Below are 18,362 nucleotides of genomic sequence, written 5' to 3'. Positions count from 1 at the left end.
TATATTGCAATGATTACTTTTTAACACTGATTATAAATTATACTTTCTCTAATAAACAATATTATCTTGATCAAGACTATTGACAGTTAATTTTAATTATTGATTGTTAAAAGGGATCATATCCTATTCCTCAAAAATTGAATTGAGAATTGATTATTATTTTAATTTAACTATTGTGAAACATCGCTCGTTTTATCCTAAAATTCTAATGACAGATAATTTTATTAAATCTGTCCACCTGTAAAAACTAGCAAATAGTTATCTACATATTATGGCTCTTGGCTACCTCGCCCTCGTGCTACACGCACATTTACCATTTGTTCGCCATCCTGAAAGTGATTATGTCTTAGAAGAAGAGTGGTTGTATGAAGCAATCACAGAAACTTATATCCCTTTACTCCAAGTTTTTGAAGGCTTAAAACGTGATGGAGTTGATTTTAAAATAACTATGAGTATGACACCTCCCTTAGTGTCTATGCTCCGAGATAAACTATTACAAGAAAGATATAGCGAACATTTAGAAAAATTACAAGAATTAGTTGAAAAAGAAATTGAACATAATGAGCATAATGGGCATATTAAATATCTTGCCGAGTACTATGCTCAAGAATTTAGCGAAACCCGTAAAATATGGGAAGGATATAAAGGAGATTTAGTAAGCGCGTTTAAAAAGTTTCAAGATAGTAATAATGTTGAAATTATTACTTGTGGTGCAACTCACGGTTACTTACCGTTGATGAAAATGTATCCTCAAGCAGTATGGGCGCAAATTGAAGTTGCCTGTCAAAGTTATGAAGAAAATTTTGGGATGCGCCCTCGGGGTATCTGGTTGCCTGAATGTGCTTATTATGAAGGCTTAGAAAGAATGTTAGCCGATGCAGGTTTACGTTATTTCTTAACTGATGGTCATGGTTTATTATATGCTCGTCCTCGTCCTCGTTTTGGTACTTATGCCCCCATTTTCACAGAAACAGGAGTGGCAGTTTTTGGGCGTGATCATGAATCATCACAACAGGTTTGGTCTTCTGAAGTTGGTTATCCGGGTGATCCTGTCTATCGAGAATTTTATAAAGATTTGGGATGGGAAGCAGACTATGATTATATAAAACCTTATATTATGCCCAATGGTCAAAGAAAAAATGTCGGGGTAAAATATCATAAAATTACCAGTCGTCAAGCTGGTTTATCAGATAAAGCCTTATATGATCCTTATTGGGCAAAAGAAAAAGCCGCAGAACACGCAGGAAACTTTTTATACAATCGTGTTCAACAAGTGCAACATTTAGCAGGAATGATGCAACGGGAACCGATCGTCGTATCTCCTTATGATGCGGAGTTATATGGTCATTGGTGGTATGAAGGTCCTCAATTTATTGATTTTCTCTTTCGGAAAGCATGGTTTGATCAAGATTCCTTGTATATGATTCACTTGGCGGATTATTTAAAAGGACATCCGACTCAACAAGTAGCAATTCCGTCACAATCTAGCTGGGGTTATAAAGGTTTCCATGAATATTGGTTAAATCATACTAATGCGTGGGTTTATCCTCATTTACACAAAGCGGCCGAAAAGATGATTCATTTGTCCACCAAAGATCCCGCAGATGAGTTACAATTACGAGCATTAAATCAAGCCGCCAGAGAATTATTATTGGCACAGTCGTCAGATTGGGCGTTTATTATGCGTACAGGTACAATGGTGCCTTATGCCGTAAGACGTACTAAGAGTCATTTATTGAGACTAAATAAACTTTATGAAGATATTTGGGCAGAAAAAGTTGATTCTGGTTGGTTAGAAAAAGTGGAAAAAATTGATAACATTTTCCCTAATATTGATTATCGTGTTTATCGTCCTCTTTAGTTAAAGTAATAAGTAATAAGTGGTATTGATTATCTTTTACCTTTATCAAAAATTTTTTATACTTAAATAAATTATGACGGAAGAAACTAAGGCAACAGAAACAAAAAAGAAACCAGAGGTAACAGACGCAAAAGTTGCACCTGCGAAAAAAGTTAAACCTCCAGCTTTAGAAGATAAGCCTTTCACTGAGTTTATGGAGCAACATTTTACTCCGACTCTCAAAACTGCTTTAGAAAAGCAAGGTTTACAAGATGTCAAGTTAGATTTTAAAAAAGCTAAAATTCCGGTAATGGGTTTTGAATCTAATCCTGAGTGTTGGCAAGTAATTGGCAATTTAAAAACTCGTCAATTTTCTCTTTATTTTTTAGAAGAAAATATCAACGGGCAAAAAGCCTTTTCTTGTACTACTGACGACAAAAAGCCAAGTACGATCGAATCTTTTATGATTGATGAGCGCAAGGCTAGTCTTGATTTAATGGTATTATTTACTCTTAAGCGTTTAAATGGTCAAAAATGGTTAGCCAGAAATTAATGAAATTCAGTAGATGAAAAAATTTCTTGGTGAGGGTTTTTTGGTAAAGGTGAATGTTAGGTATTGGGTATTAGGTTAAGTGTTCAAATTACTAAAGTTAAATTAAATTAATTGTGAACATTATCACCTGACAAGTTTTTATTCTCAATTCTGCATTCTACCACTACCAATATCTTGGTTTTATTAGGGAATTTAACCCATATTTTGCCCTTAATAATTGCCATATAGCTGTTAAACAAGTTTTAGCTTCGCTGACAGAATTACCATGATAACGACATAATAATCCTTGTTGTAGAGTAGTTATACAAATAATTAAATTTGTAAATTTACTCTCAATTAGTTCTCTAATTTCTCTGATTATATCTTGATTAATTTTAGCGGAAATAAGAGTTAAATTTCCAATAACTGGCTTATTAGCTAAACCGTTAATTGCTGAAAAAAGGTTACTTTCTCCTTGTAATAATTGTCGATCGATCCATAAAGGTTTATCTTTATACCAGACTTCCGTCTGATTGAGCCATTGTCCATGAGTAAAAATTTCTCCCCTAGCACTTCTACCAAAACGGATTATTTCCCACCCCAACCATGTCGCATTTTCTCTTAAATTTACCCTTAATTTTTGTTGATATTGACATTTATTAAAAACGATCGTTTCTTGAGGTAAGTATTCTAAATAAGTATCATTTTCTAAGTTAATAATTATTTCTTGAAAGGCTTTTTTTTCCTGTGTACGATAAATTTTAGTAGCGGCTGGAGTCGTAATAAATACTTGTGAATTAGAAGATAAATGAATAGTTTGACTTAAAATGTCTCCTCCAACAATTCCTCCCGCAGTATGTAAAATAACACTATGACAGATAGAATCACCCTCTGGATAAAACGATCGTTGAATTTTTAATGGTGCTTGATGATAAGCAGATTTTATCTTAGTTTTACCTTCTTGATATTCATAAACTAGGTTAATTTTTCCTTGCCAATTTTGTCCTGACATTCTTTTTAATCGATCGTAAGTATCCTGAATTAACTATACCAGAAGGCCGAGTGTTGCTTATTTTCGTAATTTTAGAAAAAATATTTTTGTAGTTGACAAAATATTATACTAATTTCAATTTTATTCACTCTTCCCTTTTCCTTTACTTTTTGCAGAAGTCTTTTTATTTAGAAAAATAATTGATGATATGAACACATTTTTAGATTTTAAGTTATAATCGAAAAAAAGATTGAATGATTGTTCAGATATTCATGTAAAAAAGGAGTTAATTAAATTATGACAACAGCTACTATTACTCAAATGAAATGTGCGTGTCCTTCTTGTTTATGTATCGTAGATATAGGAACAGCCCTTCAAAAAGAAGGTAAGTATTTCTGTTCTACTGCTTGTGCTGAAGGTCATAAAGAGGGTACTACCGGATGTTCCCATACAGGATGTGGATGTAATGGATAAAGTACTGAAAAACTAAGGATTTATCTAAGTTTATTGCTTTTCACGGGGAATAGGCAATGATTAATGGATAATAGTTTGAGGCATTTTCACTATCTTAAAAAAATGTAAATTAAAGATTTTAGAAATAGAAAATTTTTTTCCAGTCTCCTCGTCTTATCCTAACCGGTTTTCCTATGCTCAATACTTATTCTGCTATTTTATCTTTGACATTTTTGACAATACGAGATAATTCTGTTTTTTCGTCAATACTAATTCGACTTGGTGAACCACTAATAATACGTTCATAGTTACGGAAGGAGTCTTTAATATCTGGTCCTGCTTTACTAATACTATATTCTCGGATACCTTTATCATGCCATGATCCCCGCATTTTAAAGACGTTGATCGCTCGTGACATCTCTCCTCTAATTTCTACATACTGCAACATTAAAATTGTGTCGGTAATGGTGGAAATATGAGATTCCGTAATGGAATGAGCACCCATAAACTGATCCGTCGTATTCGTAAAAAATCCAGTAATTTCTTCTTGTTTAGCGTATCCTGTCACCCCGATCACAAATTGACGAAAAGCATTATTTGTAACTCCTCTGGCTAAAGCTGATAAGGAGTCGATCGCAATACGACTAGGTTTAAATTCAGCAATTTCTGATTTAATCATTTGTAAATGATCTTCTAATCCTGCGGACTCAGGATAGGAACATAATAACTTAAGTAGTCCTTTTTGTTCCATTTCCTCAAAATCGATACCCCAAGAAGACGCATTTCGAGATAATTGTGCCCTGGATTCTTCATAGGCAAATAAAATAGCCCTTTCACCTTGTCGGCAACCTTCTTCTAAAAATTTACTCACTAATAGAGTTTTACCTGTACCTGTCGCACCCGTCGCCAAAATGATGGAATCTTTAAAAAATCCGCCTCCGCACATTTCGTCAAGAATCTTAATGCCTGATGAAATACGGACATTAGACGATCGTTGTGTAAGTTGCATTGCACCAAGGGGAAAGATATTGATCCCATCGCTAGTGATAGTAAAGGGATATTCTCCTTTCATGTGGGTTGTACCTCGTAACTTTAAAATTTCTGCGGTACGTCTTCTTCTTTCTCCTTCCAAGACATTACGCACAATAACCACGTTATCGGATACAAATTCTTCTACCCCAAAACGTGCTACAGGCCCATATTCTTCTGTTCTTTCTGTTGTCATTAAAGAAGTAACCCCTAGTAATTTCAATCTCGCCACTAGACGAAAAATTTCTCTTCTCACCACCGAAGCTCCATCATACTGTTGAAATATAGCAGTAACAGAGTCGATCGAGACTAATTTGGCTTGATATTTTTTGACAGCATATTGGATACGTTCGATTAAAGCAGATAAATCAAAATTACCCACTACTTCTTGACCTTCAGGATCAGGGGATGCGTCCAGTATAAATAGTTTACCCTCATCAATTAAACTTTGTAAATCCCAACCGAAACTATAGGCATTTTGGATAATGTCATTAGGAGATTCTTCAAAGGTAATAAACAACCCCGGATATTCAAAATATTTAATGCCGTGATATAAAAATTGGATAGCAAAAAGGGTTTTTCCTGTCCCAGATGTTCCGCTAACAAGAGTTGTTCTTCCTATGGGTAAACCACCATGACTTATCTCGTCAAATCCCTCGATCATGGTGCGAATTTTTTTGACTCCTTTTGCTCTTAATTCTTCTTTTTCTATACTATCCATTTGCTCAATTAAAGTTATTAAATTAATTTTTAAAAAAGTTGTTTTATATTTGTTAAAAAAATTGTTATTCTCGATCTCTTATTTCTTCATATAGTAAGTCTAAACCAATTAATACTTTTTCTCGATCGGATAAATCTCCAATAATTTTTCTAACGGGAGGAGGCAAAACTTTCGACAGAGTAGGTGTGGCTAAAATTTTATCTTCTTCTGCTAGTTGAGGATTTTTTAACACATCGATCACTTTAAGGGCATATACTCCTTTAAATTCCTCTTCAAGAATATTTTTTAAAGTTTTTAAAGCCCTAACAGAATTAGGAGTATTCCCGGCTACATAGAGCTTAAGAACGTAAGTTTTTTTAAGGGGACTCATATAAGGTAATTTTAATAGTTATTTATATGTTTTGTATTTTATAATTATTTTCCCATTTAATCTACAGGAAATAGCACCTCAAAAGGTAAATCTTCTTTAGGAATAGAGCGACGATACATTTCGCAAAGATGAGCGATAATATCAATTAATGCTAATCGATAATCTAATAATATATCTTCATTTCTCCCCTCTAATTTTAGTTGTTGAGCAAAATGATCCATTAATTCCATATGAATTTCTAAGATTTGAGATACAGATAAGTCCGCAAAAAATGCTTGATTTACAAATTGATCGATCGCCTGATTTACTTCATTTTCTTGACCAAAATAATCTAAAATAATGTCTCGATAAGCTGTACTTAATTGATCTATTAATTCTTGTTTTTCTGTTTGAGAAAGATACCGATAAAAATAGTTAGGGTTGCGATTATAATAAACACCCAAATATCCTAATCTTTCTTTTAATTTTTCTGATAATCTTCTTTGTTGTAATAATAAAAAATTTTGTTTTTGTTCTATTTGTTTAGAGGTATTTTGACTATGGGGACTTTCCATAATAGAACAACTCGGTGCTAAATGTAAAAATTGAGCGATCGCTTTATCAATATAATTAGTAATATTTCCTAATTGCCTTAACCTAATATGCACTTCGGCATTATGATAAATATGTTTAAGACTATCAAAATCATGTGTTACATTGTTAATTACTTTAACTTCTGAGTCAACATTTACTGATTCTTTCGATAAATCAAGGTCATCCGATTCGATAATAACAACAGGTAAGATTAATCCTAATTCATAAAATTCGTTAATGACAGGAATGCTAATCTCATCATTTAGTATAATTAAACAGTCTAATTTTTCTTTATTATCTATGACAAATTCTTTCAATTCTATCACAGAGTTTAATATATGTAAATGATAACGATCGCACATAGACAATGTCCCATCGCCACTCAGTAAATGGGTTAAAGAGTGAACAATTTGCACTACGGGAACAAAAATACAAATAGATAATCGAGAAGACAAGAGATTTTATTAATTACGCTAAATTATTGACTCAGCTATATGTTAACTTGACGATGAATCAATTAGCAATTATATCCTAGTTATAAGCTGAGAGAGCTAGAAAATTTATAGGTGAAGGTAGCGATTAGCTTTTAGCTTTTAGTTCTCAGCGGTTAGCTTTTAGCCTTTTTCCATTAAAGAATAAGTAATCAATTACTAATATTAACAAAAAATTTAACTTAACAATAACTGAAAGCTACCCTTTCGACAATATTTTTTGATCGAACTGAGGTTAATTATAACCTGAGATATATATATAATTATTACGGAAGGTAAGAAATAGGAAATAGTAGTAAAAGCATAATCTCAAATAAGCCTTATCCTTAAACAGCCGTGGGAAATTTTGGAATAGAAGCAATTAATTTACGGGTATATTCTCTTTGGGGATTATTAATAATTTGGGTAGCGGTGGACATTTCTTCCACTTTACCTTGATTCATCACCATAATTCGATCGCTCATAAACTTCACCACGCTTAAATCATGGGAGATAAAAATATAAGTTAAACCAAACTCTCCTTGTAACTCTTTGAGAAGATTTAAAACTTGGGCTTGAATAGACACATCTAACGCTGATACCGATTCATCACAGATGATTAATTGAGGATTTAAAGCCAATGCCCTTGCAATACATACCCGTTGGCGTTGCCCACCAGATAACTCATGGGGATAGCGATTATACCAATCTGGATTCAATCCAACTCTATCTAAAAGGTATCTCACTCTTTCCTGTCGTTTAGCATAATTCCCCCCCATACTATGAATTATCATCGGTTCGGAGATCGTATCACCAATACTGCGACGGGGATTAAGAGAATTATAAGGATTTTGGAACACTATTTGCATTTCTCGCCGTAACTGTCTTAAACGCTTACTTCTGGGGGGTAAAGTCATCAAATCTTGACCTAAAAATTCGATCGATCCTTCCATAGCAGGAATTAACCTTAAAATAGTACGAGCAAGGGTGGACTTACCACAACCAGACTCTCCCACTAATCCTAAAGTTTCTCCTGCAAACAATTGAAAACTGACATCATTTATTGCCCAAAAATACTCTTTTTCCCAAGGCAAACCACCTTTTTTAAGAAATCCTACTTTCAAAGAATCTACTTTTAAAAGTGGTTGATTTAAGTTGATTTGTCTCAAAGGCAACGGCGAGATAGTTTCGTGGTTATCTGCCATAAAATCTGCTACGGTGGGTAAATAACTGGGAGTTTCCTCTAAACGAGGGCGACAGGCTAATAAACCTTGAGTATAGGGTTGTTGGGGATTAAATAAAATATCAGTCGTTTTTCCATATTCAACGATTTTCCCTTGATACATCACTGCTAAACTATCGGCTATATTAGCTACCACTGCTAAATCATGGGTAATGAAAATTAAGGACATTTGGCGACTACGGCATAATTCTTTTAATAGTTCTAAAATGGTGGCTTGAACTGTAACATCCAAAGCAGTAGTAGGTTCGTCAGCAATTAGAATACTCGGTTGACAAGAAATAGCGATCGCAATCATTACTCTTTGTAACTGACCACCACTCATCTCATGGGGATAACGTTTTAAAATCGATCGTTTTCTTTGATTTATATAGGCTTGAATCTCTTTATCTGTAGAGATTTTATTTGTATTTTCCTCTAAAAATTCTTGAGTTAAATCTGTGTCGGTAGGTAAAAGTTTAACCTCTTGTAATAAACTGATGGCTTGTCGTTTTGCTTCTAATTCAGAGATATTTTGATGTAATCTTATCGCTTCAGTAATTTGAAAACCTATATTATAAACGGGGTTAAGAGAACTCATCGGTTCTTGAAATATCATAGCTATTTTACCACCACGATAGTCTCTTTTTTGTCTAGCCGTGAGACTGACGAGATTTATAGGGGGGAAGTCTGGATTATCTTGAAAGTTAATTTTACCATCCACAATTTTACCCGTCGCAGAGAGTAACCCCATAATAGCAAGGGAAGTAACGGATTTTCCCGATCCTGATTCTCCCACAATGCCCATAATTTCTCCTTTTTGTAAAGTAAAAGAAATTTTATCCACTGCGATCGATTTTTGACCTTCATCACCAGTGAAAACTACTTGTAAATCAGTGACATCAAGAATAGGCATTTATAGAATAAATCTTTAGGGTGGGTATTGCCCATATTTTACCGAAAAAACTTAGCTATCGGTACTTAAACAAAATAATTGCTTTTATTTTCCCAAAAACTTGTGAATAAAGCAGAAAACATCGATCGCATTGATCCATCATTATTCTGAAAAATTCCCTTTACTCCGCCCTGCCTCCCACTTTGGGGAGAAATAGTAAAAGTCTTCACACTTAAGGATTTAGATGCTTCAAAATATTAACAAATAAAACAAATTATTACTATTTCGTGATGTTAATGACAAAAACTCATGGGATTTAAAAAAAAAAGTGTTAGGGTTATAATCATAAATTTTGATATATTCTAATAACTAAGCCAATGACTAAATTAGATCAAGCCATAACCCAAGTCGAAGCACTCTTGCTGGAAACTTCTGTCAATCCTAGTCTCGACACAAACTTAAGTATCGCTTTTGGGAATAATTATAACGTTACCTTAGCTGATAATATTTTCTCAGACTGGGGTAATGGTAACTTTAGCAATTTACCAAACATTGAAGTAATATCCCCTACTGCTATGAATGGTGCTCAGGGTGCCTACAGTGCTTTGAATAACACCATTTATTTATCATCTTCCTTTCTTGAGACAAAATCCCTTACAGAAATTCGGGATGTAATCATTGAAGAAATAGGACACTTTATCGATGCCCAAATTAACGATATAGACAGTCAAGGAGATGAAGGAGAAATTTGGCGTAATTTGGTGTTAAATCAACCCATGAGTGATGTACAGTTAAACACCCTGAAAACTGAAAATGATTGGAATATCGTCACTGTTAATGGGCAAATTTTTAATGTTGAGAACAATAGCGTAATTACTCAGATAACCAATAATACTGAGAATGATGAGATTCCTCAAATCTCTGGAAACAATATAGTGTGGTATGTGTATGATGGTAATGATTATGAAATATATTTTTACAATGGCACCACCACCACTCAATTAACCAATAATACTGGGGACGATGATGATCCTCAAATCTCTGGAAACAATATAGTGTGGTATGGGTATGATGGTAATGATTATGAAATCTATTTTTATAATGGCACCACCACCACTCAATTAACTAACAATACTACAGATGATTACTCCCCTCAAATTTCGGGAAACAATATAGTGTGGTATGGTTACGATGGTAATGATTATGAAATATATTTTTATAATGGCACCACCACCACTCAGTTAACTAGCAATACTATAGACGATTACTCCCCTCAAATTTCGGGAAACAATGTAACGTGGTATGGTTACGATGGTAATGACAATGAAATATATTTTTATAATGGCACCACTACCACTCAGTTAACTAGCAATACTATAGACGATTACTACCCCCAAATTTCGGGAAACAATGTAGTGTGGTACGGGTATGATGGTAATGATTATGAAATCTATTTTTATAACGGCACTACAGCCACTCAGTTAACGAATAATGCTACAGATGATTACTACCCTGAAATCTCTGGAGGTAATGTAGTGTGGTACGGGTATGATGGGAATGACAATGAAATATATTTTTACAACGGTACCACTACCACTCAATTAACCAATAATACTACAGATGATTACGAACCTCAAATTTCGGGAAATAATGTAACGTGGTATGGTTATGACGGCAATGATTATGAAATCTATTTTTACAACGGCACCACCACCACTCAATTAACTAACAACACTACATACGACTATAACCCTCAAATTTCGGGAAATAATGTAACGTGGTATGGATACGATGGCAATGACAATGAAATCTATTTTTATAATGACACTATCACCACTCAGTTAAATCAATTAACAAATAATGATACAGAAGATTATGATCCTCAAGTCTGTGGAAGTAATATAGTGTGGTACGGGTATGATGGCAATGACAATGAAATCTATTTTTATAACGGCATAGCAACTACTCAAGTAACAAATAATGCTACGAACGATTACGAACCTCAAATTTCGGGAAACAATGTAACGTGGTATGGCTATGATGGCAATGATTATGAAATATATTTTTACAACGGTACGACAATTACTCAAATAACCAATAATACGACAGATGATTACGATCCTCAAATTTGGGGAAACAATATAACGTGGTATGGTTACGATGGGAATGATAATGAAATATATTTTTATAATGGCACAACAATTACTCAGTTAACGAATAATACTACATACGATTACGATCCTCAAATTTGGGGAAACAATGTAGTCTGGTATAATGATGATGGCAATGACTATGAAATATATTTTTATAATGGCACTACAGTTACTCAGATAACAAACAACACTACATTCGATCAAGACCCTCAAATTTCAGGAAACAATATAGTATGGTACGGTTATGATGGGAATGACAATGAAATATACCTTTATAACGGCACCACAACCACTCAGGTAACTAACAACACAGCAGACGATTACAACCCTGAAATCTATGGAAATAATATAGTGTGGAGTAGTTACGATGGGAATGACTATGAAATCTATTTTTACAACGGCACCACAATCACTCAGGTAACGAACAATACCACGGACGATTACGACCCTCAAATCTCTGGAAATAATATAGTATGGTATGGTTACGATGGGAATGATAATGAAATATATTTTTACAACGGCACCACAATCACTCAGATAACAAACAATACCACTGACGATTATGAACCTCGAATCTCTGGAAGCAATATAGTATGGTCTAACTACGATGGTACTGACAATGAAATCTATACATATCAGATAGGTCCATCACTGGTAGGAGATGATAACAATAACAATCTTGTGGGAGGCACGGGAAATGATACCGTACAAGGATTAGCTGGTAATGACACTCTACAAGGGTTCGACGGAAATGACATCTTAGAGGGTGGTACAGATGCTGACAGTCTGGTAGGAGGCACTGGCAATGATACATACTATGTCGATGTAATAGGAGATCAAGTTGTAGAATTATCCAATGAGGGAAACGATACTGTACGATCGAGCATCACCTATACTCTGGGAGCAAATGTAGAAAACCTAATACTAGGAGGAGCAGGAAATATCGATGGTTTAGGAAACACTCTAAACAATAGTATTACAGGTAATAACTTCAATAACATTCTCAATGGTGGAGAAGGAAATGATACTCTTAATGGACGTGGTGGTAATGATACTTTAATAGGTGGATACGATACTCTAGCAGGAGGTACTGGCAACGATTCCATGATTGGTGGAACGGGAAATGATACTTTCTATATAGATGGCATAGGAGATCAAGTCGTAGAATTATCCAATGAGGGAAACGATACAGTACGATCGAGCATCACCTATACTCTGGGAGCAAATGTAGAAAACCTCATCCTAGGAGGAATAGGAAATATCAATGGTACAGGAAACACTCTAAACAATAGTATTACGGGTAATAACCTCAATAACCTTCTCAATGGTGGAACCGGAAATGACACTCTCAATGGACGGGGTGGTAATGATACTCTTACCGGTGGTATTGGCAATGATTCCATGATTGGTGGAACAGGAAATGATATTTTCTATGTAGATGTCATCGGAGATCAAGTGGTAGAATTATTGAGTGAGGGTACAGACACAGTTCGATCGACTATTACCTATACTTTAGGTGCCAATGTAGAAAACCTAATCTTAGAGGGAACGGGAAATATCAATGGTACGGGGAACACTCTAAACAACAGTATTACGGGTAATAATTTCAATAACCTTCTCAATGGTGGAACCGGAAATGATGCTGTCAATGGTGGAAACGGAAATGATACTCTCATCGGTGGAACTGGAAATGATACTCTCAATGGTGGAGATGGCAACGATTCCATGATCGGTGGTACGGGCAATGATACTTTCTATGTAAATGCCATAGGTGATCAAGTTGTAGAATTATTGAGTGAGGGTAATGATACAGTTCGATCAACTATTACCTATACTTTAGGAACGAATGTAGAATATCTAATCTTAGAAGGAGCAGGAAATATCAATGGTACAGGAAACACTTTACGGAACAATATTACAGGGAATAACCTTAATAACCTTCTCAATGGTGGAGATGGTAATGATACCTTAAATGGACGTGGCGGTAATGATACTCTAACTGGTGGAGATGGCAACGATTCCATGATCGGTGGCACGGGCAATGATACTTTCTATGTGGATGCCATAGGTGATCAAGTTGTAGAATTGTCCAATGAGGGTACGGATATAGTTCGATCGACTGTTGCCTATACTTTAAGTGCCAATGTAGAAAATCTAGTGTTAGAAGGAACAAGTAATATCAATGGTACGGGAAACACTCTAAACAACACTATTACGGGTAATAATTTTGATAACCTTCTCACAGGAGGTACGGGAAATGATACCTTAAATGGCCGGGGTGGCAATGACACTCTCACCGGTGGATTGGGAGATGATAGTCTTATCGGTGGTACGGGAAATGATACCTACTATATCGATACCACAGGGGATCGAGCGATCGAATTATCCAATGAAGGAACAGACACCGTACGCTCAATTATCACCTATACTTTATCAGCTAATGTAGAGAACTTAATTTTGGAGGGAGCAAGTAATATCAACGGTACTGGCAATACGTTGAATAACGCTATCACCGGGAATAATTTCGATAATGTTCTCAGAGGTGATAGTGGAAATGATACTCTTACCGGACGTGATGGAAATGATACTCTAAGAGGGGGTACAGGAAATGATGGATACTATATTGACAGTACAAATGATCAAGTAATAGAATTATTGAATGAGGGAACAGACACCGTACGCTCAACTGTTACTTATACTTTGACCCCTAATGTAGAAAACCTAGTTTTATTAGAAAGTAGCAATATCAACGGTACTGGTAATACTCTTAATAACAATATTATAGGTAATAGTTCCAATAATATTCTCAGTGGTGGTAGTGGAAATGACACTCTTAACGGTGGTAGTGGAAATGACACTCTTAACGGTGGAACTGAAAATGATACCTATTATGTGGATAATACAGGAGATCAAGTCGTAGAATTATCGGGTGAGGGTAATGATACAGTACGATCGACCATCACCTATACTTTAGGTGCTAATGTAGAATATCTGGTGTTAGAAGGTACAGGAAACATCAATGGTACAGGAAACACTTTGCGTAATAATATTACGGGTAATAATCTTGACAATCATCTCACTGGTGGAGAAGGAAATGATACCTTAAATGGCCGTGGTGGCAATGACACTCTCACCGGTGGATTAGGAAATGATAGTCTTATCGGGGGCACTAGTGATGATTATTTCCGTTTTACTTCCGTTAATGAGGGTATTGATACTATTACTGATTTTAGCATTAGTGATGATACTATTTTGGTTCGTCGTAATGGCTTTAGCGGTGGTTTATCATTGGGTACTTTACCAGTAAATCAATTCCATATAGGATCATCCGCAACAACATCTTCTCAGCGTTTCATCTATAACTCCGGTAATGGTGCATTTTTCTTTGATTCCGATGGAAATGGTGCGACAGGGGCGATACAAATCGCTACTTTCAGTACTGGATTAGGAATGACAAATCAGGATATTGTCATAGTATAATCAATGTGTTATTAAATGATGAGGTTTTGAGAATTATCTCTTAGCCCATTATTTAATCAATCTCATAAGTTAGCATTAAATTAAGCAAGTTTGTTATCCATAGTAACTTGTAGAATCTTTTTTGATTTTGGAGAATGGTAATAGTACTGCTGAAATTATGATAACTTTATTGACAGATTTTGGATTGCAAGATATTTATGTTGGAGTAATGAAAGGGGTTATTAAAACTATTAATCCTGATGTCGATTTAATTGATTTAACCCATGAAATTCCTCCACAGAATATTTTAGCTGGTAGATTTGCCTTGATGAATGCCGTTGACTTTTTTCCCGATAATACCATTTATTTAGCTATAGTTGATCCTACTGTAGGTAGTGAGAGAAAAGCCATTGCGATCGAGTTTGAAAAAGGTTATTTAGTTTGTCCTGATAATGGAATATCGAGCGGTATTTTAAATAAATATAAATCGAAAAATATTGTAGAATTAACAAATAAAAAATATTGGCTTAATAATAATCCAAGCAGTACATTTCATGGCAGGGATATTTTTGCTCCTATATCAGCTTATTTAAGTCGTGGGGTTAATATAAATGATTTGGGTAAACAGATAAGAGAAGATACTTTAGTTAAGTTAGATATTGAATCTCCAATTATTAATAATCATGAAATTATTGGTTCAATTCAGTATATAGATATTTATGGAAATTTAGTTACTAATATTTCTGTTGATATATTGAATAATGAATCTTTTTATGTATTAGAAGGGGAACAAAAAATTAAGAGTTTTTTGACTTATAGTAGTGTAAATAAAGGAGATTTGTTAGCATTAATTGGCAGTCATGGATGGTTAGAAATTGCAGTTAACGGCGGTAGTGCTAAAATAAAGTTGAATAAACAATATCACGATCGAATTAGAGTAATAATTAATTAAATTTATGGAATCTAATATTTATCAAGGACAATTCGGTAATTTTACCATTACAGAAGACGATCGAAAAGAGGTAATGATATATCGTCTTGGTTTAGCCATAGCAGGGATAAGTTTTTCTGTGGGGATTTTACTATTTTTCTTGTTAGGTTTAACACCTATTATTGAGAAAATTTTAACGATATTATTTGCTTTATTTATTGTGGGATTAGCCATAAGTTTACAGACTATTCATATTTATTTAAAACCCTTACATAACACCCTAAAAGTTTTTTGGTTAATTGGTACAATTAGTACTATCATTTTTTCGATCGAAAGTCAAGGACACTTAGTAATATTTATTCAAAATCAACCTTTAAGTTTATTAGGAATTGGATTTATTTTTGCTAGTTTAACGGGAATCTTTATTAAAGAAGCATTTTGTTTTAATCGTATAGAATCGAAGATTTTAAGTTTTATCATTCCTAGCTTATTACTAGGTTATATGATGAAGATATTACCATTAAAATTAGAACAATTTTTATTAACTACATGGGCAATATTATTTTTAGTATTTCTGATGGGTAAAGCTATTCAAGAAATACCTCCTGATATTGGCGATAAATCAGTATTTCAATATTTGAAAAGCAAAACTTCTTGATATTATTTCATTATTAATATTAGGGTGAATATTATTTCTAAATCATTAATTAATTCTGAGAACTTTATTGATAAATTTTGTTAAATTTACCATAATCTATAACCACAAATAGCTTATAAATTAACTTTTATTGATATAATTTTTGTGAATGATTATTATAAGAGTTATGGCTCTCCTATAGTAGTTATGACAAATTAATAGAAAATAATTAATATAAACTTTGATAGCTATAGCTTTGACTCTTTTAAAAATGCAATTATTATAAATTAACAGTTTGAATTTAACCTAATACCTGATACCTGACACCTTTTTTTAGACATAATTTATCATATTCAAAGTAGAAGAGCCAGAGTTATTCATAATAATTGGCGAAAGTGATTAATGCGATAAGCCATGAAATTTATTTTTCAGCAGTTGATGATAAAATTCTAAAATCTTAATTAGGATTAGATCATTTTTTCTGTGTTGTTCTCTAAGTAAATTAGTCTTTAAGTATGGTTTGGAATGAAGGTTACGTTGCTGAAATTAAATATACTTATGGCTTTTATGGTGAATTAAGCCCTCTCAAATTGGCTTTAGCCAGTGTCATTAAATCAATTCAAGCACCAAATTTAAACCAAATCTTTAATTATTGTGAATTAGGTTGTGGTAGAGGATACACAACAAATTTACTGGCTTCTGCTTATCCTCATGCACAATTTTATGCTAACGACTTCAACCCTAGCCATATTCTTGAAGCCAAAACATTAGCCGAAATGGCAAACACCAAAAATGTTCATTTCTTTGATGATAGTTTTGCTGAATTTATTAATCAAGATTTACCGCATTTTGATTTTATTGTTTTACATGGTATTTATAGCTGGATTAGCAAAGAAAATCGTCAAGCCATTATTAACTTTATTCGTCAAAAGCTCAAAGTAGGGGGTTTAGTTTATGTTTCTTATAACACATTGCCGGGATGGTCAGCAGTGATGCCCATGCAAGGTTTAATGTTAAGACATCAAAAACGATCGTCATTACCTATTTTAGAAGCCATTGAAGAGGCTTTAAATTTTACAGAACAATTATTAGAAGCCAATGCCACTTATTTTGTGCAGAATCCTGTAATTAAATCTCGTTATGAACAGCTTAAACAACAAAATCGCCATTATCTAGCCCATGAATATTTTAATGAAGAATGGAACTCTTTTTATTTTGATGAAGTAGCACAAGAGTTAAACGAAGCAAAACTTAACTTTGTTGGCTCGGCTCATATTCTTGATTACATTGACATACTTAATCTTTCCACAACCGCTCAAACACAACTTAATAATATAAAAGATCCGATTTATAAAGAAGTCGTCAGAGATTTTTTTCTCAATACTCAATTTCGGCGAGATATATTTGCTCGTGGGCTGTTATCTTTATCGGCAATAGATCAAACACAAATAATACAAAATATTCGTTATGCTTTGATTGTACATCCAAACACGATTAAATTAAATCATACTTTTGCGGTAGGAGATGTCACTCTACAAGCAGAAGTCTATGAGCCGATTTGTCATCTTTTAGCAAAATCTCCTTTAACGATGAAGGAGTTACATGATCATCCCACGGTTAATCACATTACCTTAAACAATCTTTTCCAAGCCTTGATGGTTTTAACAGGTATTGGCTATATCCATCCGGCGGTAGATGATGAAACTTACCAAAAAAGAAAAAAATCTACTGATGCTTTTAATTATGCAGTGATACAAAGAGCATCAATTACAGATGAAATGGGTTATTTAGCTTCTCCTTTAATTGGTACTGGTGTTGCAGTGACTGTCATAGAACAATTGTTACTTTTAGCAAAGTCGAAGAATCAAGACGGTGTGAAATTTGTATGGCAATTACTCTTTAGTCAAAACAAAAAACTGATAAAAGATAATAAGACATTAGAAACACCAGAAGAAAATATTGCTCATATTGAAAGTCTTGCCAAAGATTTTTATGACGATCGTTTTCCCACTTTACAAAAGTTAGGAATTTAGTACAAAATAAACATCTTACAAAATTAAATTAATATTTTTGCTTTTTGCTATATTTC

At 33.9% G+C, this 18,362-nt stretch carries 13 protein-coding genes; 7 read left to right on the top strand and 6 right to left on the bottom strand.

The features are described from left to right. Window positions 1-271 precede the first annotated feature (271 nt). Window positions 272-1,861: a glycoside hydrolase family 57 protein gene (locus tag GM3709_RS09470; RefSeq protein ID WP_066118618.1), complete on the top strand. Its 1,590-nt coding sequence runs from the start codon at window positions 272-274 to the stop codon at window positions 1,859-1,861. Window positions 1,862-1,934: 73 nt separating this feature from the next. Then, the gene (locus tag GM3709_RS09465) at window positions 1,935-2,393 is read left to right on the top strand and encodes a DUF2996 domain-containing protein (RefSeq protein WP_066118616.1); all 459 of its coding nucleotides are present in this window, start codon (window positions 1,935-1,937) and stop codon (window positions 2,391-2,393) included. Between the two features lie 163 nt (window positions 2,394-2,556). On the opposite strand, the gene GM3709_RS09460 is transcribed toward GM3709_RS09465, so the two are convergent. Beyond that, complete coding sequence (locus GM3709_RS09460; protein WP_066118614.1) at window positions 2,557-3,384, bottom strand: urease accessory protein UreD; 828 nt, start codon at window positions 3,382-3,384, stop codon at window positions 2,557-2,559. A 276-nt stretch (window positions 3,385-3,660) separates the two neighbouring features. Between GM3709_RS09460 and GM3709_RS09455 the strand changes: the two genes are divergently transcribed. After that, the gene (locus GM3709_RS09455) at window positions 3,661-3,837 is read left to right on the top strand and encodes a metallothionein (protein ID WP_066118611.1); all 177 of its coding nucleotides are present in this window, start codon (window positions 3,661-3,663) and stop codon (window positions 3,835-3,837) included. 184 nt (window positions 3,838-4,021) lie between these two features. On the opposite strand, the gene kaiC is transcribed toward GM3709_RS09455, so the two are convergent. The 5 genes from kaiC to GM3709_RS20450 all read right to left on the bottom strand — a co-directional run bounded on the left by kaiC (window position 4,022) and on the right by GM3709_RS20450 (window position 9,323). Beyond that, the gene (gene kaiC, locus GM3709_RS09450) at window positions 4,022-5,566 is read right to left on the bottom strand and encodes a circadian clock protein KaiC (RefSeq protein ID WP_066118609.1); all 1,545 of its coding nucleotides are present in this window, start codon (window positions 5,564-5,566) and stop codon (window positions 4,022-4,024) included. A gap of 64 nt (window positions 5,567-5,630) precedes the next feature. Further along, window positions 5,631-5,936: a circadian clock protein KaiB gene (gene kaiB, locus GM3709_RS09445; RefSeq protein ID WP_017293901.1), complete on the bottom strand. Its 306-nt coding sequence runs from the start codon at window positions 5,934-5,936 to the stop codon at window positions 5,631-5,633. A 56-nt stretch (window positions 5,937-5,992) separates the two neighbouring features. Further along, window positions 5,993-6,964, bottom strand: coding sequence for a circadian clock protein KaiA (locus tag GM3709_RS09440; protein WP_066118607.1), 972 nt, complete (start codon window positions 6,962-6,964; stop codon window positions 5,993-5,995). 362 nt (window positions 6,965-7,326) lie between these two features. Further along, complete coding sequence (locus tag GM3709_RS09435; RefSeq protein ID WP_066118605.1) at window positions 7,327-9,114, bottom strand: ABC transporter ATP-binding protein; 1,788 nt, start codon at window positions 9,112-9,114, stop codon at window positions 7,327-7,329. Window positions 9,115-9,179: 65 nt separating this feature from the next. After that, entirely contained in the window at window positions 9,180-9,323 is a 144-nt protein-coding gene (locus GM3709_RS20450) for a hypothetical protein (RefSeq protein ID WP_158506712.1), read from the bottom strand. 147 nt (window positions 9,324-9,470) lie between these two features. Between GM3709_RS20450 and GM3709_RS21780 the strand changes: the two genes are divergently transcribed. From GM3709_RS21780 to GM3709_RS09415, 4 genes are all read left to right on the top strand, one after another. Beyond that, window positions 9,471-14,726 carry a hypothetical protein gene (locus GM3709_RS21780; RefSeq protein ID WP_066118603.1) on the top strand — a complete coding sequence of 1,752 codons (5,256 nt, stop codon included), beginning with the start codon at window positions 9,471-9,473 and terminating at the stop codon, window positions 14,724-14,726. A 157-nt stretch (window positions 14,727-14,883) separates the two neighbouring features. After that, window positions 14,884-15,657: an S-adenosyl-l-methionine hydroxide adenosyltransferase family protein gene (locus GM3709_RS09425; protein ID WP_066121852.1), complete on the top strand. Its 774-nt coding sequence runs from the start codon at window positions 14,884-14,886 to the stop codon at window positions 15,655-15,657. Between the two features lie 4 nt (window positions 15,658-15,661). Further along, window positions 15,662-16,294: a DUF2301 domain-containing membrane protein gene (locus GM3709_RS09420; RefSeq protein WP_066118601.1), complete on the top strand. Its 633-nt coding sequence runs from the start codon at window positions 15,662-15,664 to the stop codon at window positions 16,292-16,294. A 494-nt stretch (window positions 16,295-16,788) separates the two neighbouring features. Next, window positions 16,789-18,306, top strand: a complete 1,518-nt coding sequence (locus GM3709_RS09415; RefSeq protein WP_066118599.1) for a class I SAM-dependent methyltransferase — start codon at window positions 16,789-16,791, stop codon at window positions 18,304-18,306. Window positions 18,307-18,362: the final 56 nt, after the last annotated feature.

It is taken from the genome of Geminocystis sp. NIES-3709 (assembly GCF_001548115.1).
GTDB lineage: Bacteria > Cyanobacteriota > Cyanobacteriia > Cyanobacteriales > Cyanobacteriaceae > Geminocystis.
Note: the sequence above shows the minus strand (reverse complement) of the source record. Positions and strands in the feature narration are given on the sequence as shown.